Annotated in this window: 18 protein-coding genes; 7 read left to right on the top strand and 11 right to left on the bottom strand. The window is 67.0% G+C overall.

The features are described 5' to 3' along the window. Positions 1-90 precede the first annotated feature (90 nt). From purD to QZ471_RS20770, 11 genes are all read right to left on the bottom strand, one after another. Positions 91-1,374, bottom strand: a complete 1,284-nt coding sequence (purD, locus tag QZ471_RS20720) for a phosphoribosylamine--glycine ligase (protein WP_295467375.1) — start codon at positions 1,372-1,374, stop codon at positions 91-93. A 90-nt stretch (positions 1,375-1,464) separates the two neighbouring features. Then, a complete protein-coding gene (purH, locus tag QZ471_RS20725) occupies positions 1,465-3,057 on the bottom strand; it encodes a bifunctional phosphoribosylaminoimidazolecarboxamide formyltransferase/IMP cyclohydrolase (RefSeq protein WP_295467377.1) in 1,593 nt (530 codons plus the stop codon). A gap of 66 nt (positions 3,058-3,123) precedes the next feature. After that, on the bottom strand, positions 3,124-3,444 hold the full coding sequence (fis, locus tag QZ471_RS20730; protein WP_295467379.1) for a DNA-binding transcriptional regulator Fis: 321 nt from the start codon (positions 3,442-3,444) through the stop codon (positions 3,124-3,126). Next, positions 3,441-4,433 (bottom strand): tRNA dihydrouridine synthase DusB, encoded by a 993-nt coding sequence (dusB, locus tag QZ471_RS20735; RefSeq protein ID WP_295467381.1) that lies wholly within the window; start codon positions 4,431-4,433, stop codon positions 3,441-3,443. The genes fis and dusB overlap by 4 nt, the downstream gene beginning before the upstream one ends. A gap of 156 nt (positions 4,434-4,589) precedes the next feature. Further along, complete coding sequence (locus QZ471_RS20740; RefSeq protein WP_295467383.1) at positions 4,590-5,957, bottom strand: DUF3426 domain-containing protein; 1,368 nt, start codon at positions 5,955-5,957, stop codon at positions 4,590-4,592. Between the two features lie 110 nt (positions 5,958-6,067). Continuing rightward, positions 6,068-6,943 (bottom strand): 50S ribosomal protein L11 methyltransferase, encoded by an 876-nt coding sequence (prmA, locus tag QZ471_RS20745; RefSeq protein WP_295467384.1) that lies wholly within the window; start codon positions 6,941-6,943, stop codon positions 6,068-6,070. A 94-nt stretch (positions 6,944-7,037) separates the two neighbouring features. Then, a complete protein-coding gene (gene accC, locus QZ471_RS20750; RefSeq protein WP_058764988.1) occupies positions 7,038-8,384 on the bottom strand; it encodes an acetyl-CoA carboxylase biotin carboxylase subunit in 1,347 nt (448 codons plus the stop codon). Positions 8,385-8,400: 16 nt separating this feature from the next. Next, positions 8,401-8,865 carry an acetyl-CoA carboxylase biotin carboxyl carrier protein gene (gene accB / locus QZ471_RS20755; RefSeq protein ID WP_058764986.1) on the bottom strand — a complete coding sequence of 155 codons (465 nt, stop codon included), beginning with the start codon at positions 8,863-8,865 and terminating at the stop codon, positions 8,401-8,403. 53 nt (positions 8,866-8,918) lie between these two features. Beyond that, positions 8,919-9,365, bottom strand: coding sequence for a type II 3-dehydroquinate dehydratase (aroQ, locus tag QZ471_RS20760; RefSeq protein WP_295467388.1), 447 nt, complete (start codon positions 9,363-9,365; stop codon positions 8,919-8,921). Between the two features lie 118 nt (positions 9,366-9,483). Beyond that, positions 9,484-11,247 (bottom strand): protein-disulfide reductase DsbD, encoded by a 1,764-nt coding sequence (gene dsbD / locus QZ471_RS20765; RefSeq protein WP_295467390.1) that lies wholly within the window; start codon positions 11,245-11,247, stop codon positions 9,484-9,486. A gap of 56 nt (positions 11,248-11,303) precedes the next feature. Then, positions 11,304-12,923, bottom strand: a complete 1,620-nt coding sequence (locus QZ471_RS20770) for a PleD family two-component system response regulator (protein WP_295467392.1) — start codon at positions 12,921-12,923, stop codon at positions 11,304-11,306. A 267-nt stretch (positions 12,924-13,190) separates the two neighbouring features. On the opposite strand from QZ471_RS20770, the gene QZ471_RS20775 reads away from it, so the two are divergent. The 7 genes from QZ471_RS20775 (at position 13,191) to QZ471_RS20805 (ending at position 18,651) form a co-directional block, all read left to right on the top strand. Further along, positions 13,191-14,207, top strand: a complete 1,017-nt coding sequence (locus tag QZ471_RS20775) for a DUF2333 family protein (protein ID WP_295467394.1) — start codon at positions 13,191-13,193, stop codon at positions 14,205-14,207. Further along, positions 14,207-14,758, top strand: coding sequence for an NUDIX hydrolase (locus tag QZ471_RS20780; protein WP_295467396.1), 552 nt, complete (start codon positions 14,207-14,209; stop codon positions 14,756-14,758). The genes QZ471_RS20775 and QZ471_RS20780 overlap by 1 nt, the downstream gene beginning before the upstream one ends. 158 nt (positions 14,759-14,916) lie before the next feature. Beyond that, positions 14,917-15,261 (top strand): translation initiation factor Sui1, encoded by a 345-nt coding sequence (locus QZ471_RS20785; protein WP_295467398.1) that lies wholly within the window; start codon positions 14,917-14,919, stop codon positions 15,259-15,261. 85 nt (positions 15,262-15,346) lie between these two features. After that, a complete protein-coding gene (speA, locus tag QZ471_RS20790) occupies positions 15,347-17,260 on the top strand; it encodes an arginine decarboxylase (protein WP_295467400.1) in 1,914 nt (637 codons plus the stop codon). Between the two features lie 64 nt (positions 17,261-17,324). Continuing rightward, positions 17,325-17,579 carry a hypothetical protein gene (locus QZ471_RS20795; protein ID WP_059230831.1) on the top strand — a complete coding sequence of 85 codons (255 nt, stop codon included), beginning with the start codon at positions 17,325-17,327 and terminating at the stop codon, positions 17,577-17,579. Then, complete coding sequence (locus QZ471_RS20800; RefSeq protein WP_295467403.1) at positions 17,576-18,139, top strand: lipocalin family protein; 564 nt, start codon at positions 17,576-17,578, stop codon at positions 18,137-18,139. The genes QZ471_RS20795 and QZ471_RS20800 overlap by 4 nt, the downstream gene beginning before the upstream one ends. Before the next feature lie 17 nt (positions 18,140-18,156). Beyond that, the gene (locus QZ471_RS20805) at positions 18,157-18,651 is read left to right on the top strand and encodes a YbhB/YbcL family Raf kinase inhibitor-like protein (protein ID WP_295467405.1); all 495 of its coding nucleotides are present in this window, start codon (positions 18,157-18,159) and stop codon (positions 18,649-18,651) included.

Consider the following 18,651-nt stretch of genomic DNA (forward strand, 5'->3'; position numbering starts at 1 on the left):
AGTTCCCTTCGCGGATGCAGGTAGCGAGTATAGATCAGCCCGTCGCAGCCGGTGACGTCATCGGCTGGACGGACGAATTTCGGACGAGCGTCACTCTCGCTCGCGGGCGATGGCACGGTAGCCGATGTCGCTACGGAAGAAACAGCCATTCCAGGAAATTTCCCGAGCCAGGGCATAGGCGTTCTGCTGGGCAGCGGAAACCGTATCACCCAACGCCGTGGCGCACAGCACCCGACCACCGGCTGTTACCACCTGACCGTCGCGCAGGCTGGTGCCGGCATGGAACACCTTGCCCGGCAGGGCCGCGGCGGCTTCCAGGCCAGCGATGGCGTCGCCCTTGGCGTAGTCACCCGGGTAGCCACCGGCGGCCAGGACGATGCCCAGACTCGGGCGCGGATCCCAGCGTGCTTCGATCTTGTCGAGCGCCTCGGCCAGTGCCGCTTCCACCAGCAGTACCAGGCTGGACTGCAGGCGCAGCATCACCGGCTGGGTCTCGGGATCGCCGAAGCGGCAGTTGAATTCGATGACCTTGGGCGCACCGCTGGCATCGATCATCAGGCCGGCGTAGAGGAAGCCGGTGTAGACATTGCCTTCGGCGGCCATCCCGGCCACGGTGGGCTCGATGATCTCGCGCATGACCCGGGCGTGGACCTCGGGGGTCACCACCGGCGCCGGAGAGTAGGCGCCCATGCCGCCGGTATTGGGGCCGCTGTCGCCATCGCCGACGCGCTTGTGGTCCTGGCTGGTGGCCATGGGCAGGACGTTCTTGCCGTCGACCATGACGATGAAGCTGGCTTCCTCGCCATCGAGGAATTCCTCGATCACCACCCGCGCGCCCGCGTCGCCGAAGGCATTGCCGGAGAGCATGTCACGCACCGCGTCCTCGGCTTCGGCCAGGGTCATGGCGACGATCACGCCCTTGCCGGCGGCCAGACCGTCGGCCTTGATGACGATGGGGGCACCCTGCTCGCGCAGATAGGCCAGGGCCGGCTCCACCTCGGTGAAGTTGGCATAGGCGGCGGTAGGAATCTGATGGCGTGCCAGGAAGTCCTTGGTGAAGGCCTTGGAGCCTTCCAGCTGGGCCGCGCCGGCGGTGGGGCCGAAGCAGGGCAGGCCGCGGCGGCGGAACAGGTCGACCACGCCGGCCACCAGGGGCGCCTCGGGGCCGACGATGGTCAGCTGGACGTTGGCGGCGGCGAAATCGGCCAGTTGTTCCAGGGCCAGGACGTCGAGGGCGACGTTCTCGCACTTGGCTTCGGTGGCGGTGCCGGCGTTGCCCGGAGCGACATAGACCTTGGTCACCCGGCTGTCCTGGGCGACCTTCCAGGCCAGGGCGTGTTCGCGACCGCCGCTGCCGATGATGAGTACGTTCATGCAGAGTTCCTCTCGGACGGCCGCATCGGAGCGGCCGCCGCTGAAAATTGGCGTGACGGCGAGGCCTGGCGGCCGCGCCGTGGCAGGCGCTTAGTGGCGGAAGTGGCGCATGCCGGTGAAGACCATGGCGATGCCCGCTTCGTCGGCGGCGGCGATGACCTCGGCGTCACGCATGGAGCCGCCTGGCTGGATCACCGCGGTGATGCCGACCGCCGCAGCGTTGTCGATGCCGTCGCGGAAGGGGAAGAAGGCGTCCGAGGCCATGACCGCCCCGGCCACGGCCAGACCGGCGTGCTCGGCCTTGATGGCGGCGATGCGCGCCGAGTTGACGCGGCTCATCTGGCCCGCGCCGATGCCCACGGTCTGCTGGCCCTTGGCGTAGACGATGGCGTTGGATTTGACGAACTTGGCCACCTTCCAGGCGAAGATCAGGTCCTGCAGCTCCTGCTCGCTGGGTGCGCGCTGGGTCACTACCTTGAGGTCGGCGGCGGTGATCATGGCGATGTCGCGGCTCTGCACCAGCAGGCCGCCGTTGACGCGCTTGAGGTCCAGGCCAGGCTTGCGCTCGGCGGGCCACTCGCCGCACTCCAGCAGGCGGACGTTGGCCTTGGCGGCGACGACTTCGCGGGCTTCGGCGCTGACGCGCGGGGCGATGATCACCTCGACGAACTGGCGTTCGACGATGGCACGGGCGGTCTCGGCGTCCAGCTCACGGTTGAAGGCGATGATGCCGCCGAAGGCCGACTCGTTGTCGGTGGCATAGGCCAGTTCATAGGCCTGGCGGATGTCGCCGGCCACGGCCACGCCGCAGGGATTGGCGTGCTTGACGATGACGCAGGCCGGCTCCTCGTAGCTCTTCACGGTTTCCAGGGCGGCGTCGGTGTCGGCGACGTTGTTGAAGGACAGTTCCTTGCCCTGCAGCTGGGTGGCGGTGGCCACGCAGGCTTCGCTGGCGTGCTCGACGTAGAAGGCCGCCTGCTGGTGAGGGTTCTCGCCATAGCGCATGTCCTGCGCCTTGATGAACTGGGCGCTGAAGGTGCGCGGGAAGGCGGCGCGGCCTTCGGTGGACAGGGTCTCGGCCTGCTGGTCGATACTGCCCAGGTAGTTGGCGATCATGCCGTCGTAGGCGGCGGTGTGCTCGAAGGCCTTGAGCGCCAGGTCGAAACGCTGGGCATAGCTCAGGCCACCGGCCTTGAGGTCGTCGAGGATGGCCGCGTAGTCGCTGGCATTGACCACGATGGCAACGTCCTTGTGGTTCTTGGCCGCGCTGCGGACCATGGTCGGGCCGCCGATGTCGATGTTCTCGATGGCGTCGGCCAGGCTGCAACCGGGCTTGGCCACGGTGGCGGCGAAGGGATAGAGGTTGACCGCGACCAGGTCGATGGGGCGAATGCCGTGCTCGCTCATCACCTCATGATCGACGCCGCGGCGGCCGAGGATGCCACCGTGGATCTTCGGGTGCAGGGTCTTGACGCGACCGTCCATCATCTCCGGGAAGCCGGTGTAGTCGGCGACTTCCACGGCCGGGATGCCTTCGTCGCGCAGCAGCTTGTAGGTGCCGCCGGTGGACAGGATTTCCACGCCGATGGCCGCGAGTTCACGGGCGAAGTCGACGACGCCCGTCTTGTCGGACACGCTGATCAGCGCACGGCGGACGGGGAGGCGAGAGGTCTGGTCGGTCATGGTCATGTCCATCAGGAGAAGAGAGGCCGCCGGCCGAGCCCTCAGGGCCGCCGGCGAGGAGGCGGATCAGAGCAGGTCGTACTGCTTGAGCTTCTTGCGCAGGGTGCCGCGATTGAGGCCGAGCATTTCCGAAGCCTTGGTCTGGTTGCCCTTGACGTAATTCATCACGCTTTCGAGCAGCGGTGCTTCCACTTCGCAGAGCACCATGTTGTAGACGTCGGTCACCGGCTGCCCATCGAGATGGGCGAAATAATTGCGTAGCGCCTTCTCGACGCTGTCGCGCAGCGTCTGGCCCTCCTGCAGGGGAGCGGTCAGGTGCTGCTTCAAGTCGCCGTTTTCGCTCACGGGCGCTATTCCAGTCAAAGGGGTCTGGGTCATCGAATTCATGCCACCTGCTTCCCGATCGGGGGCTGCGCGAAGAAGGCGCGAATGCTGGCGTACTGCGCGTCCGCGTCTTGCAAACGATTGAACAGGGCGCGCGATTCCGCGGCGCCAGGACGGTCGGCGAGGTACCAGCCGACGTGCTTGCGGGCGATGCGCACGCCCATCTCCGGGCCATAGAAGGCGTGAAGTGCGGCGAGATGCTCAAGCAGGATGCGTTCCACCTCGGCATCACTGGGGGCCGGCAGATGTTCGCCGGTGGCCAGGTAATGGGCGATCTCGCGGAAGATCCAGGGCCGGCCCTGGGCGGCGCGGCCGATCAGCAGGCCGTCGCAACGGGTGTGTTCGAGCACAGCCCGGGCCTTTTCCGGGCTGTCGATGTCGCCATTGGCGAATACCGGGATGCCGACCGCCTGCTTGATAGTGGCGATGGTGTCGTATTCGGCGGCGCCGAGGAATCTGTCGTCACGGGTGCGGCCATGCACGGCCAGGGCCTGGATGCCGGCATCCTCGGCCAGGCGCGCGATGCGCGGGCCGTTGCGGTGCTCGGGATCCCAGCCGGTGCGGATCTTCAGGGTGACGGGCACCTCCACGGCGGCCACCACCGCGGCGAGGATCTCGGCCACCAGGGCCTCGTCCTTCATCAGCGCCGAGCCGGCGGCCTTGTTGCAGACCTTCTTGGCCGGGCAGCCCATGTTGATATCGATGATCTGGGCGCCGAGCTCGACATTGCGCTGGGCCGCTTCGGCCAGCATCGCCGGATCGCCGCCAGCGATCTGCACCGAGCGCGGCTCCTGCTCGCTGGCGTGGATCAGGCGCAGCCGCGACTTGCGGCTGTCGTAGAGACGCACGTCGCTGGTGACCATTTCCGACACGGCCATGCCGGCGCCCAGTGCGAGGCACAGGCGGCGGAAGGGCAGGTCGGTGACCCCGGCCATGGGCGCGAGAATCAGCGGATTGGGCAAGGTATAAGGGCCGATGCGTACCATCGACATATCTTTTTCCCTGGCGAATAGGCACCTGTTCCGCCTGCGCCGGAAACCGGCCGCGGACAGGGACTGCTGTGCTTGAAAAGGGTTGGGAATGATACCCGCTCGCCGCCTCCGGATAAAGCGCGAGTTGGCTAGTTTATGAGCAATTCCCGGGTGCCCTCACTCCGGCGAAAAGAAGCTCAGGCTGTAATTCACCGCCCGTGGCCCGGGATCGAGGATGTCCAGGGCGATGTGGATCGGCGTCTGCGGCGGCATCTCGTCCTGGCCCTTGAGTTCGCCGTTCAGGTATTCGCCGGGCTTGAAACGGCGGCTGGCGAGCAACTGCCCGTTGAGGTCGGCGAAGCGCAGTTCCAGCAGCGGGAAGGGCTGCGAGAAGGGCGCCCGGTTGTAGAGGATGGCATCGACGCGCAGGGCGCCGGAGAACTGCGGATGGCTGCGCACCACCAGGTTACTGCTGCGGATTTGCGCGACGTCGACCTTGGACGGCACCTTGCAGCCAAGGCTGGCGCAGGCCTGGACGAACAGCGGGCGATAGCCGTCCTGCCGCGCCAATTCGTCGAAGTGGTAGTAGACGTACTGACCGGCGAGGGCCAGCAGGGCCAGCAGGCAGAGGAAGCCCCACAGCAGGCGCCGCCCCCAGCGTGGCCGTTCGCGACGGGTGTCCAGCAGCAGGGGATCGTCGTGCAGGTCCACCAGGGGATCGTCCTGCCATTCCGGCTCGCTGCGCAACGCGGTGGCCGACTTGGCCGGCAGGGCTTCGTCTTCGCCGTCACGATCGGCGCTGAGCGGCTCCGCGACCGGCTCTTGCCAGTCGTCCAGGCGGCCCAGCCCGGGTTCGGCACGGTCGTCGTCCTCGGCGTCGACGCGGCCGAGGGCCGGCTCCTGGCGTTCGCGCGCGGGCACCGTGAGCGGGGCGGGCGGCGGCGGGGCGGCCGGGCGCAGGGGCGCCGTGCCGGCAGCGATGGGCGTCAGAGGGGCGATCGACCGCGGGGCGATGACGGGCTCGGGCTCTACTTCGGGCTCGGGGTGGTCGTCGAGTTCCGGCTCGGCAGCGGCGTGCAGCGCCAGCGGCTCGGGGTCGGCTTCCCGCTCGGCGGTCACGGCGCCCAGTGCCGGCAGTTCCAGCGGGTCCTCGTCGTCCTCGGGACGACGCGCGGCCAGGCCGCGCTCCGGCGCCGGTTCTTCCTGTGGTGTCTGCACCGAGGGGGCGACAGCGGGCATGGCCGGAACACGACGCTGCTCTTCCAGGGCGCCGAGGCGGGCGACCTCGGCGTCGAGCTCCAGGTGGCTGAGATCCAGCTCGTCGTGCGGCCAGGCGGCTTCGCTCGGCGTCGGCGCAGCCGGCGGTGGGGCCGCCGGGGCGGGCGCGGCGACCGGAGCGGTCAGGGGTGCGGCCTGGTTGCTGGCATTGAAGACTTCCAGACAGACGCCGCACCTGACGTCACCGTCCGCAGCGGCCAGATGTTCCTGGGTGACGCGGAAGCGAGTATGGCAATGCGGACACTGGGCGACGAGGGAATCGGTCATGGCGAGGCGACAGCCAGGGAATTTAAGCGCGCTAGTGTACCCGAAGGTCCTGGCGAAAGAAGGGCTTCCGCCGGCCCGCCCGGTGAGCGGTCCGGCGGCGTAGCGGTTGCCTACTGACGGCGGGTACCGCTGATGCGGACCCAGCCGTCCAGGGTGGCGGTGGGCTCCAGGTCGAAGCTGCCGGCGTAGGCGGCGCGTACGTCCTCGGCCTGCTCGGCGAGGATGCCGGAGAGCGCGAGGCGGCCGCCGACGCGGGTCAGGCGGGTGATCTGCTCCGCCAGGCCGACCAGCGGACCGGCGAGGATGTTGGCCACCACCACGTCGGCCGGCTCGCTCGGCAGGTCGGCAGGCAGGTACAGCGGAAAGCGTGCCGGGTCGATGCCGTTGCGGTTGGCGTTCTCCCGCGAGGCTTCCAGTGCCTGGACGTCGATGTCGGTGCCTACTGCGCGCTCGGCGCCCAGCAGTAGGGCGGCGATGGCGAGAATCCCCGAGCCGCAGCCGAAATCCAGCACCTGACGGCCCTCGACCGGCTCGCCGTCCAGCCATTGCAGGCATAGGGAGGTGGTGGGGTGGGTGCCGGTACCGAAGGCCAGGCCCGGGTCCAGCAGCAGGTTGACCGCCTCCGGCTCCGGCGCCTCGTGCCAGCTGGGCACGATCCACAGTCGCTGGCCGAAGCGCATGGGCTGGAAGTTGTCCATCCAGCTGCGCTCCCATTCCTGGTCTTCCAGGCGCTCCACCTCGTAGGTCAGGCCGTTGGCCAAGAGTTGGACACGCTGCTCCAGGGCCGCAGCGTCGGTATCGCCTTCGAACAGGGCCAGCAGATGAGTCTGGGACCACAGCGGGGTGGTGCCGAGATCCGGCTCGAAGATCGGCTGGTCCTCGGCGTCCATGAAGGTCACCGAGACGGCGCCCAGTTCGAGCATGAGGTCTTCGTAGGTTTCCGCCTGGGCGGGGGTGAGGGCGAGGCGGACTTGCAGCCAGGACATGGTGGGCTACCTGAATCGGATCAAAGCGGGGAGGGTAAATGAAAACGGGCTGCCCGAGGGCAGCCCGTTCACTGGATCAGAAGCGGTCACGTGCTTAGTGACGGAGACCGAGCTTCTTCTCCAGGTAGTGGATGTTCACGCCGCCCTGGCCGAAGGCCTGGTCGCGAGTCAGCATCCGGTGCAGATCGGCATTGGTCTTGATGCCGTCGACGATCAGCTCGTCCAGGGCGTTGCGCATCCGGGCCATGGCCTCGTCGCGGGTCTTGCCCCAGGTGATCAGCTTGGCGATCAGCGAATCGTAGTTCGGCGGAACCTTGTAACCGCTGTACAGGTGCGAATCCACCCGCACGCCATTGCCGCCCGGCGCATGGTAGTGCTTGACCAGGCCCGGGGAGGGCATGAAGGTCTTGGGATCTTCGGCGTTGATCCGGCACTCGATGGCGTGGCCGGTGATCTTGATGTCTTCCTGCTTGATCGACAGTTTGTTGCCCGCAGCGATGCTGAGCATCTCCTTGACGATGTCGACGCCAGTGATCATCTCGGTCACCGGATGCTCCACCTGCACGCGGGTGTTCATCTCGATGAAGTAGAAGCGACCGTCTTCGTAGAGGAACTCGAAGGTGCCGGCGCCGCGGTAGCCGATGTCGATGCAGGCCTTGACGCAGCGCGCCAGGACTTCTTCGCGGGCCTTCTCGTCGATCTGGGGCGCAGGCGCCTCCTCGATGACCTTCTGGTGACGACGCTGCAGCGAGCAGTCGCGGTCGTAGAGGTGCACGGCGTTGCCCTGGCCATCGGAGAGCACCTGGACTTCCACGTGACGCGGATTGCCGAGGAACTTCTCCATGTAGACCATGGAGTTGCCGAAGGCGGCGCCGGCTTCGGTCTGGGTCAGCTTGATCGACTTGATCAGCTCGGCCTCGTCCTCGACCACGCGCATGCCGCGACCACCACCGCCACCGGCGGCCTTGATGATCACCGGATAGCCGACTTCGCGGCCGATGCGCAGGCACTCGGCCTCGTCATCCGGCAGGGCGCCATCGGAGCCCGGCACGGTGGGGACGCCGGCCTGCTTCATGGCGTTCTTGGCGGACACCTTGTCGCCCATCAGGCGAATCACGTCAGCGGTGGGGCCGACGAAGGCGAAGCCGGATTGCTCCACCTGCTCGGCGAAGTCGGCGTTCTCGGCGAGGAAGCCGTAGCCGGGGTGGATGGCGGTGGCGCCAGTGACTTCCGCGGCACTGATGATGGCCGGGATGTTCAGGTAGGACTGGGGCGAGGGGGCCGGGCCGATGCACACCGATTCGTCGGCGAGGGACAGATGCATCAGTTCGCGGTCGGCGGTGGAATGAACCGCCACCGTCTTGATGCCCAGCTCCTTGCAGGCACGCACCACGCGCAGGGCGATTTCCCCGCGGTTGGCGATCAGGACTTTTTCCAGCATCGTGGGCTCCACGGGCTTAGACAATGGTGAACAACGGCTGGTCGAATTCGACGGGCTGACCGTTCTCGACCAGCACCTGGCCGATGGTGCCGCTGGCTTCGGCTTCGATGTGGTTCATCATCTTCATGGCTTCGACGATGCACAGGATGTCGCCTTTCTTCACCTGTTGGCCGACTTCGACGAAGGGCGGGGTGGTGGGCGAGGAAGCGCGGTAGAAGGTGCCGACCATGGGCGAACGAGCCACGTTACCGGTCAGTTGCGGAGCGGCAGCCTCGGCGGCGGGCGCAGCAGCGGCCGGCGCGGCAGCCGGAGCCGGGGCGGCGACCGGAGCGGGGGCCGCGGCATAGACGGTCTGCATGCCCTGGCCACGGCCGGTGTTGCGGCTGATGCGGACGGATTCTTCGCCTTCGCGGATTTCCAGCTCGTCGATACCGGACTCTTCCAGCAGCTCGATCAGTTTCTTGACTTTACGGATGTCCATTGGCGTTGGCTCTCCCCTCGGGTTCTGGTGATGTTCTAGAAATTGGGTCGCGTTCAGCCGCGGGCGGCGAGCTGTTCGCAGGCGGCTTCCAGCGCCAGGCGGTAGCCACTGGCGCCGAGCCCGCAGATGACCCCGACCGCCACGTCGGAAAAGTAGGAGTGGTGGCGGAAGGGTTCGCGCTTGTGCACGTTGGAGAGGTGCACTTCGATGAATGGGATGCTCACCGCGAGCAAGGCGTCACGTAGGGCGACGCTGGTATGGGTAAAGGCGGCCGGATTGATCAGGATGAAATCCACCCCTTCGTCACGCGCGGCATGGATGCGGTCGATCAGTTGGTGCTCGGCGTTGCTTTGCAGGTAGTGCAGGCGATGCCCGGCGGCGCTGGCGCGGGCTTCGAGATCGGCGTTGATCTGGGCCAGGGTGGTGGCACCGTAGACGCCCGGCTCTCGGGTTCCCAGCAGATTCAGGTTGGGCCCATGCAGTACCAGCAGATGCGCCATAGCCGCTTTGCCTCACGTTTTCGCAACCAGATTGGCCGCGGACTATGCCGCAACCTGAGGTGACTGTCCAGTCGCTGGACGTTTGCCGGAAATGCCAGCACGTTGGGCGAAATTTCTTTTAATCGCTGGAGCTGAGCCTTTTTACCTCAGCCAGGCGGGCGAGAAAGCCGGTGGCGTCGATTTCGCCGACGATGCGAGCCGAGGTCTGTTCCTGGCCCTTGGCATCGTAGAACAGGATCGCTGGGGGGCCGAACAGGCCCTGGCGCTCCAACCATTGCCGCTGTTCCCGGTCGCTCGCCGTCATATCGAAGCGGATCAGTGTGAAATCCTGCAACTGCGCCTGCACCTTGGGATCGCCGAACACCTCGCGCTCGATGAGTTTGCAGCTGATGCACCAGTCGGCATAGACATCCACCAGCACCGGTCGCCCCTGGCCGAGACTGCTGGCCAAGGCCGCCGGATCGCTGAGGCTGTGCATGACGTCCGCGCGGGCGGCCACGGCAGGCGCCGCGGCATCGCCCAGGGGGCGCAAGGGATCGCTGGCACCGCGCAGGGCGCCGATGCCGGCCGCCGCGCCATAGACCACCAGGGTCAGGCCGGCCAGTTGCAGCAGCCGCTGACGGGGTGGCTTGGGCACGAATTCCAGGGCGCCGAGAAACAGCCCGACGCCGGCCGCCAGCAGGCCCCAGGCGGCCAGGGCCAATGGCCCCGGGAGCAACCGTTCGAGCAGCCACAGGGCCACCGCCAACAGCAGAACGCCGAAGGCGTTGCGCATGCCCACCAGCCAGGCGCCGCTGCGTGGCAGCAGGGCGCCACCACCGGCGGCGATGAGGATCAGCGGGGTACCCATGCCCAGGCCCAGGGCGAACAGCGCCAGTCCGCCGCCGAGCCAGTCGGCGGTGCTGCTGATATAGAGCAGCAGGCCCGCCAGGGGCGCCGAGACGCACGGCGAGACGATCAGGCTGGAGAGCACGCCCAGGGTGGCCGCGCCACCCAGGGAGCCGCCGCGGGTGCCGCTGGCCAGCTGTTCCAGGCGATCGCGGAGGACCGCCGGCAGGCGCAGTTCGAAGAGACCGAACATGGCCAGGGCGAACATCGCGAACAGCGCGGCGAAGGGAATCAGCACCCAGGCCGACTGCAATTGCGCCTGCAGGTTGAGACTGGCGCCAAAGACCCCCATGAGCGCGCCCAGGGCAGCGAAGCTCAGGGCCATGGGCACCACGTAGGCCAGTGCCAGCAGCAGGCCACGTCCGGGACGCGCCTTGCCGGCCAGGACCACCGCCGAGACGATGGGCAGCATCGGCAGGACGCAGGGAGTGAAGGTCAGCCCGAGTCCGGCGAGAAAGGCCAGCAGGATCCTGTTCCAGCCGAGCTGATCGGGGACCGTAGCGGCCGCCGCCGGGGTCGCTGCGGTCGACATCGCAGGTCCGGCGATGTCCAGAGTACGGGTTTCCGGCGGATAGCAGAGACCGCGATCGGCGCAGCCCTGGTAGGTCACCTTTATCTGGCCGCCGCGGTCGGGCGTCAGGGGCAGGGGGATGTCGACGCCGGCGTGATAGACCTGGACGTCGCCGAACCATTCATCGTGCTTGGGCTCGCCGGGCGGCAGGGCCACCGGCGCGGTCAGCAGACCGGGGTCGGCGTCGAAGGCGAAGCGTTGCCGATAGAGGTAATAGCCTTCGGCGATGATGAAGCGCACCTGGGGACGACCCTCGGCATCGCGGCGCTGCTCCAGGCGAAAGGCCTGATCCACCGGCAGGAATTGCTGACTGGGACGCTGGCCGCCCAGCCCCAGGTCGGCGGCCGGGCGTGGCGCGTCGAACAGACCCGCGGCGGCGGGCAGGGTCAGCAGCAGGGTGAGCAGGAACAGCAGGACACGCATGGGCTTCTCGACGATCGACAGCGGCCGATCATAGCAGAGGCGATGGCGGCTTCCGGCTAATCCTGGCCGTACTGGCGCACGCAGTTGCGGCCGGCGCGCTTGGCCGCGTAGAGCGCCTGGTCGGCCTGCTTGGCCAGCAGCGTCATCTCCTGGTTGGGCTGCAGCTGCGCCAGGCCGGCGCTGAAGGTGCAGCTGAGTTCCTTGGGCGGGGCGGGATAGTGGATCTCGGCGAAGCGCTGGCGGATCTCGTCGATCAGCCGGGTGGCGGTGGCCAAGTCGGTGTCGGGCAGGACGATGGCGAATTCCTCGCCACCGTAGCGACCGATGTGGTCGGACTTGCGTAGCCGCTGCTTGAGGAACAGCGCCAGGCTCTTGATCACCCGGTCACCCATGGGGTGGCCGTAGTGGTCGTTGACCTGCTTGAAGTGGTCGATGTCCAGCATGGCGAAGGTGATCGGCCGTTGGGTGCGGCGGGCGCGGAAGCAGGCATCTTCCAGCAACTGCAGGGTATGGGTGTGGTTGTACAGGCCGGTGAGGCTGTCCTGGACGATGCGCGCCTGCAGGCTGCGCGCCCGGGCGGCGCGGGTGCGGACGGTGGCGATCAGGTGACGCGGCTTGATCGGTTTGGTGAGGAAGTCGTCGCCGCCTTCGCTCATGGCGTCCAGCTGCTTGTCGAGATCGTCCTCGGCCGAGAGATAGATGATGGGCACGCTGACATAGCGCTCGTGCTGGCGGATGACCTTGGCCAGTTCGGTGCCGATGCACTCGGGCATGTACATGTCGAGGATGATCAGATCGGGCACGAATTCGGCCAGGTGGGACATCACCGCGCCCGGCTGCATCAGGGTGCGGGTAACGATGCCGGCACTGTTGAGCGCCATTTCCGTGGCCATGGCCTGGGCGCGGGAGTCGTCCACCACCAGGGCGCGGATCGGATCGTAGTAGACGGTGCGGGTGAGGCTCTCGATCTTCTCCAGCAGTCGCGCCGAATCCAGGGTCCCGGTGTAGAACTCCTGGCCGCCAGCGCGGACCGCGGCCAGGCGAAAGGGGGTGTCGGCTTCCTGGTGGCTGTAGAACAGCACCGGCAGCTTGCGCTCCAGGCCGGCCTGGGCCTCCAGCGCCAACCGGATGCCGGCGCCGACGCCGCCGAAGTCCACGTCCATGACGATGACCGCCGGGTGGCGGCTGTCCATCATCTGGCGGAATTCCTCGGCGCCGCGGCAGATCTGGATCACCACACCGAAGTATTCCATCTGCTGCGCCAGGCGCTCGGCACGCTCGGTATCGAGCAGGGCGATGTAGATCGGCTTGCGCAGCGGCGGCAGGCTGGTGGTTTCCAGTTGGTCGCCCTGGCGCAGGCCGGTGCGCGACAGGCTCTGCATGGCCTGGCTGAGCTCGGTGATGGCCTGGCTGTTGAGGCGGCCGCGATTGGCCGCGACCTGACCCAGGGTGGCACCTATGGTCTCGGCGAGTTCGGCGTGTCCCTGCTGGTCGAAGCGCTTGGCATATTGCAGCAGGCGGACGTTGGCATCGGTCAGCTCGGCGAGACTGCTGGCGTTCCACTCGTCCCGCTGCAGTCGCTGCCAGATCTCGAGGACCTGGCGCGACTGATGAATGACCCGCTGGGCGAAGTGCAGCTTCAGGCGGTCGCGGCTCGGGTCTTCAGGTTCGCTCACGAAATGATCCGTCATTCTTGAGTTGATGGCTCTATGCTACCAATTGAAGACCGGCAGGGAAGAGACGTTACCCTGGTTAGCGGCGGCGATGCCGCTCGCACGGACACTGCCGGTCGCTTCTGGAGTAGCGTCCGTCGCCTGTTACCCTAGTCTCGAGGATGACCGCCGACGCGACCCTGCCGCCTGCGCCCGATCCAAGCGCGCAACCGGCGGCGCCGGCGACAGTCCAAGCGCAGACCCCTTTGAAATCATTGCAAGGAATTGCCCATGCGGGAGTGGAATATGAGGTCGGGATGGCTCCGGCTGGTAGCGGTGCTGGTGGCACTCTATCTGCTGGTCACCCTGGCGATCGGCTGGTACTGGAGTCGCGAACCGGAGTTCTTCCCGGTGCAGCAGCACGCCCAGGAGGCCGCTGCCGCCAGCGGACGCAAGCTGGTGCTGGGCTACACCACCGTCGAGACGCTCAAGCAGGTGGCCTCCACCCTGCTCGACAAGCCGGGCGGCTACCTCTCCAACGACATCCTGCCACCGGGCGTCTGGCTGGACGACATGCCGTCCTGGGAATACGGCGTGTTGGTGCAGACCCGCGACCTAGCCCGCGCCCTGCGTAAGGACTTCGCCCGCTCCCAGTCGCAGTCCACCGAGGACGTCGACCTGGCCCAGGCCGAGCCGCGCTTCAACTTCGACAACCACAGCTGGGCCATGCCCTCGTCGGAATCCGAGTATCGCGCCGGCATTGCCTCCCTGGATCGCTACCTGGCCCGCCTGGGTGGCCAGAATACCCAGGGCCAGCCAGCCGCCTACTTCTATTCGCGCTCCGACAACCTGCGCAACTGGCTGGGTGACGTCGAAACCCGCCTGGGCTCGCTGTCCCAGCGGCTCTCCGCCAGCGTCGGCCGCGTGCGCCTGGATGCCGAGGTGCGGCCGGACCAGGACATCCCCGCCGGCCAGGTGCCGGAGGTACACGAGCAGCGCGTCGAGACGCCCTGGCTGCAGATCGACAACGTCTTCTACGAAGCCCGTGGCCAGGCCTGGGCGCTGTCGCACATCCTGCGCGCCATCGAGGTGGACTTCGCCGACACCCTGGCCAAGAAGAACGCCACGGTGAACGTGCGCGAGATCATCCGCGAGCTGGAGGCGGCGCAGCAGCCGATCTGGAGTCCGATGATCCTCAACGGCAGCGGCTTCGGCATCCTGGCCAACCACTCGCTGGTGATCGCCAACTACATCTCCCGCGCCAATGCCGCCATCATCGATCTGCGCCAGCTACTGGAACAGGGCTGATGGTGATCGACGAGCGCGAGGCGGCCCATCGCGCCGCGTCCGACCGGGAAGCGGTGGTCTGGGTCGATCGTGACGACCGTATCCAGGGCCACCTGCCACGGGCGGAATTACGCGCTCGTGGCTTGATCGGTCGCTGCACCTTCATCCTGCTGTTCAATGGCGCGGGCGAACTCTGCGTGCACCGCCGTACCCTGAGCAAGGCGCTCTACCCGGGCTACTGGGACGTGGCCGCCGGTGGCATGGTGGCGCCGGGGGAAAGCTACGCCGAGTCCGCGGCGCGGGAACTGGCGGAGGAACTGGGCGTGAGTGGCGTCCCCCTGCGCGAGCACGGCACCTTCTATTACGAGGAGCCGGGCAATCGGCTCTGGGGCGGGGTGTTCAGCGCCCGCTGGGACGGCCCGCTGCGACTGCAGCCGGAAGAGGTACTGGAGGCGCGCTTTCTTGCGCCCGCGGTCATCGTCGAGCAGGCCCGCGAGGTGCCCTATTGCCCGGACTCGCTGGCCGCGCTGCGGCTCGTCCTGAACGGTGCCGATGTCGCATCCCTGCCTTAATTTCTCGCATTCGTCCCTTAGCATCCGGCGACGATGCTGCTACATTGCGCGGCCCCGGAATAGCGCGGCCCGAGCCGGCCGGCGCAGCTTCCAAGGTTGCCTCCAGGCGTCCGTCGCCTGGTGCCCGACGCCTGTCCCCGAGCTGGGAGGACCGCCCCTTGAGCAAGAAATCCACATCCCTGTCGGACCTCAGCCGTCTGGTGTATTCCACCGACGTGGGGCGTATTCGTCCGGAAGAGCCGGCCGCCCCTAAGCCCACCGGCGACGGCATCGCCCGGGTGCGGCGCGAGACCAAGGGCCGCGGCGGCAAGACGGTGACCACTGTCACCGGCGTGCCACTCGAGGGTGATGAACTCAAGGACCTGGCCAGCGCGCTGAAACGCCGCTGCGGCACCGGCGGTGCGCTCAAGGAGGGCGTCATCGAGATCCAGGGCGACCACGTCGAACTGCTGGTCGGCGAACTCGAGAAGCGCGGCTTCAAGACCAAACGCTCGGGCGGCTAGCACGTCTGGTCTGGCCCCGGCATACAACTTACCGCCCCTGTCGGCGGTCCATCCAAGCAAGATTCCCTACAGGAGATTCCCGCGAATGTCCCCACGACGCACGCGCAAAGACGACGGCAGCCAGTGGACCGTGGCGGACAGCCGCAGTGTCTACGGTATTCGCCACTGGGGCGCCGGCTACTTCGCCATCAGCGACGCCGGCAACGTGGAAGTACGCCCCCATGGTCCGGACGGTCAGCCGATCGACCTGCACGTGCTGGTCGGCCAGTTGCGCGAGGCAGGGCTCTCGCTGCCGCTGCTGGTGCGTTTCCCCGATATTCTCCAGGGCCAGGTACGCCACCTGACCGGCGCCTTCGACCGCAACATCGAGCGGCTCGACTACCAGGGCCGCTACACCGCCCTCTATCCGATCAAGGTCAACCAGCAGGAAGCGGTGGTGGAGAACATCATCGCCACCCGCGACGTCTCCATCGGCCTGGAAGCCGGTTCCAAGCCGGAACTAATGGCGGTGCTGGCGCTGGCGCCCAAGGGCGGCACCATCGTCTGCAACGGCTACAAGGACCGCGAATTCATCCGCCTGGCGCTGATGGGCCAGAAGCTCGGGCATAGTGTCTTCATCGTCATCGAGAAGGAATCCGAGGTGCCGTTGGTGATCGAGGAGGCCGCCGAACTCAAGGTCACGCCCCAGGTCGGCCTACGGGTACGGCTGTCGTCCTTGGCCTCGAGCAAGTGGGCCGATACGGGTGGCGAGAAATCCAAGTTCGGCCTGTCCGCCGCCCAGCTGCTGTCGGTGATCGAGCGCTTCCGCGCCGCCGGACTGGAGCAAGGCGTGCGCCTGCTGCACTTCCACATGGGCTCGCAGATCGCCAACCTGGCCGACTACCGCCAGGGCTTCCGCGAAGCCATCCGCTACTACGCCGAGCTGCGCGCCCTGGGCCTGCCGCTGGATCACATCGACGTCGGTGGCGGTCTGGGCGTGGACTACGACGGCACCCACTCGCGCAATGCCAGCTCCATCAACTACGACATGGACGACTACGCCGGTACCGTGGTCGGCATGCTCAAGGAGTTCTGCGACCAGCAGGAATTGCCGCATCCGAACATCTTTTCGGAAAGCGGCCGCGCCATGACCGCGCACCACGCCATGCTGGTGATGCAGGTCACCGACGTCGAGCGCCACAACGACAGCGTGCCGGCCAGCGAGCGTTTCGAAGGCAAGGCCGAGGTGGTGCAGTGGCTGGCCGAGCTGCTCGGCGACACCGATCCGGAGATGGTCACCGAAACCTACTGGCGCGCCACCCAGTACGTCAGCGAGGCCGCCGCCCAGTACGCCGCGGGCAGCCTCAGCCTGGGCGACAAGGCGTTGGCCGAGCAGTGCTACTTCGCCATCTGCCGGCGCCTGTACAACCAGCTCAAGGCGCGCCAGCGCTCCCACCGCCAGGTGCTCGACGAACTCAACGACAAGCTGGCCGACAAGTACATCTGCAACTTCTCGGTGTTCCAGAGCCTGCCGGATACCTGGGCAATCGACCAGATCCTGCCCATCGTGCCCCTCACTCGCCTGGACGAGGAGCCGGTGCGCCGCGCCGTGCTACAGGACCTCACCTGCGACTCCGACGGCAAGATCAAGCAATACGTCGACGAGCAGAGCATCGAGACCAGCCTGCCGGTGCACGAGGTGCGGGAAGGCGAGGACTACCTGCTGGCGGTGTTCCTGGTGGGGGCCTACCAGGAGATCCTCGGCGACATGCACAACCTGTTCGGCGACACCGACTCGGTGAACGTCTACCAGGACGCCGACGGCAGCGTGCGCCATGGCGGCATCGAGACTCACGACACCATCGAGGACATGCTCAGGTACGTGCACCTCTCGCCCGAAGAGCTGATGACCTATTACCGCGACAAGGTCGCCAGCGCCCGGCTCACCGCCCGCGAGCGGACCCAGTTCCTCGACGCCATGCGCCTGGGGCTGACCCGCTCTTCCTATCTGGCTGGCTGAGACGGCGAACCCTGACGGCCGGGTAGGCTCTATAGCCTTGCCGTCAGGATGGAGGAGAGGATTCATGAAGCTGCGTACGGCGTCGCTGCTGTTGAGCTGCCTGGTACTGGCCGCGTGCGGCAAGGTGACCCAGGAAAACTATTCCCGGCTCAAGGCCGGCCAGACCAAGGCGGAAGTGGAGCAGATCCTGGGCGCGCCCACGGAATGCGCCGGTGCCCTGGGCGTCACCACCTGTACCTGGGGTGATCGCGGCTCCTTCATCAGCGTGCAGTATCTCAACGACAAGGTGGCGATGTTCGCCGGGCAGGGGCTGCGATGAAAACTTCTACCAAACTGTTGCTGCTGGCGGGTGCCGCCGGTCTGCTAGCGGCCTGCGCCAGTGGCCCGAAGCCGGTACCGCCGCTCACCGCCGGCAACGTCGACCTGCAGCGCTACCAGGGGCACTGGTACGAACTGGCGCGGCTGCCGATGTTCTTCCAGCGCAACTGCGCCCAGTCCGAGGCCAACTACCACGTCATGGCCGATGGCAAGGTCGCGGTGTTCAACCGTTGCCGCACCCTGGATGGCAAGGTCCAGGAAGCCACGGGCACTGCCACGCCGATCAAGCCGGGCGTGACCGATCGCCTGGAAGTCCGCTTCGATACCTGGTTCAGCGGGGTATTGCCCAACGTCGCCAAAGGGCCGTACTGGATTCTCTACGTCGACGACGACTACAAGACCGCGCTGGTGGGTAGTCCCGACCGCAAGTACCTCTGGCTGCTGGCGCGCAGTCCCGAGATATCGTCGGCGCAAAGCGAGAAGCTGCTGCGTATCGCCCGTGAGAAGGGCTACAACCTCAATCGTCTGGTCTGGCGCGAGACCGACGCCCATATGCCTTGAGTGACAGGAGCCCGTTCATGAAACTCTGGACCGATGCCTTCGCCGACAACGGCTTCATGCCCAAGCGCCACGAATTCGATGTGGCCGACTTCAGCGCCCACGGCGACAACGTCTCGCCTGCCCTGCAATGGGCCGACCTGCCGGCCGACGCCAAGAGCCTGGCGCTGACCGTCTACGATCCGGATGCCCCTACCGGCAGCGGCTTCTGGCACTGGGTCGTGGTCAACATCCCGGTCGGCACCCAGGGCCTGGCGGAAGACGCCGGCCGTGCCGATGGCTCGGGCCTGCCGGCGGGCGCCCTGCAACTGATCAACGACTACGGCACCCGCGGCTTCGGCGGCGCGGCGCCGCCCAAGGGTGACAAACCGCACCGCTACATCTTCCAGCTGCATGCGCTCAAGGTCGATCAACTGCCGGTGCCAGCGGACGCGACCAATGCCGTCGGTCGCTTCATGATCCACCTGAACCAGTTGGCCTCTGCGACCTATACCGGTCTCTACGAGATCAAATAG

Source organism: uncultured Pseudomonas sp. (genome assembly GCF_913774235.1).
Lineage (GTDB): Bacteria > Pseudomonadota > Gammaproteobacteria > Pseudomonadales > Pseudomonadaceae > Chryseomonas.

Bases quoted from the DNA above. Each gene is read 5' to 3' on its own strand.
- purD (WP_295467375.1), bottom strand. From the start codon at position 1,374: ATGAACGTACTCATCATCGGCAGCGGCGGTCGCGAACACGCCCTGGCC.
- purH (WP_295467377.1), bottom strand. From the start codon at position 3,057: ATGACCGACCAGACCTCTCGCCTCCCCGTCCGCCGTGCGCTGATCAGC.
- fis (WP_295467379.1), bottom strand. From the start codon at position 3,444: ATGAATTCGATGACCCAGACCCCTTTGACTGGAATAGCGCCCGTGAGC.
- dusB (WP_295467381.1), bottom strand. From the start codon at position 4,433: ATGTCGATGGTACGCATCGGCCCTTATACCTTGCCCAATCCGCTGATT.
- QZ471_RS20740 (WP_295467383.1), bottom strand. From the start codon at position 5,957: ATGACCGATTCCCTCGTCGCCCAGTGTCCGCATTGCCATACTCGCTTC.
- prmA (WP_295467384.1), bottom strand. From the start codon at position 6,943: ATGTCCTGGCTGCAAGTCCGCCTCGCCCTCACCCCCGCCCAGGCGGAA.
- accC (WP_058764988.1), bottom strand. From the start codon at position 8,384: ATGCTGGAAAAAGTCCTGATCGCCAACCGCGGGGAAATCGCCCTGCGC.
- accB (WP_058764986.1), bottom strand. From the start codon at position 8,865: ATGGACATCCGTAAAGTCAAGAAACTGATCGAGCTGCTGGAAGAGTCC.
- aroQ (WP_295467388.1), bottom strand. From the start codon at position 9,365: ATGGCGCATCTGCTGGTACTGCATGGGCCCAACCTGAATCTGCTGGGA.
- dsbD (WP_295467390.1), bottom strand. From the start codon at position 11,247: ATGCGTGTCCTGCTGTTCCTGCTCACCCTGCTGCTGACCCTGCCCGCC.
- QZ471_RS20775 (WP_295467394.1), top strand. From the start codon at position 13,191: ATGCGGGAGTGGAATATGAGGTCGGGATGGCTCCGGCTGGTAGCGGTG.
- QZ471_RS20780 (WP_295467396.1), top strand. From the start codon at position 14,207: ATGGTGATCGACGAGCGCGAGGCGGCCCATCGCGCCGCGTCCGACCGG.
- speA (WP_295467400.1), top strand. From the start codon at position 15,347: ATGTCCCCACGACGCACGCGCAAAGACGACGGCAGCCAGTGGACCGTG.
- QZ471_RS20795 (WP_059230831.1), top strand. From the start codon at position 17,325: ATGAAGCTGCGTACGGCGTCGCTGCTGTTGAGCTGCCTGGTACTGGCC.
- QZ471_RS20800 (WP_295467403.1), top strand. From the start codon at position 17,576: ATGAAAACTTCTACCAAACTGTTGCTGCTGGCGGGTGCCGCCGGTCTG.
- QZ471_RS20805 (WP_295467405.1), top strand. From the start codon at position 18,157: ATGAAACTCTGGACCGATGCCTTCGCCGACAACGGCTTCATGCCCAAG.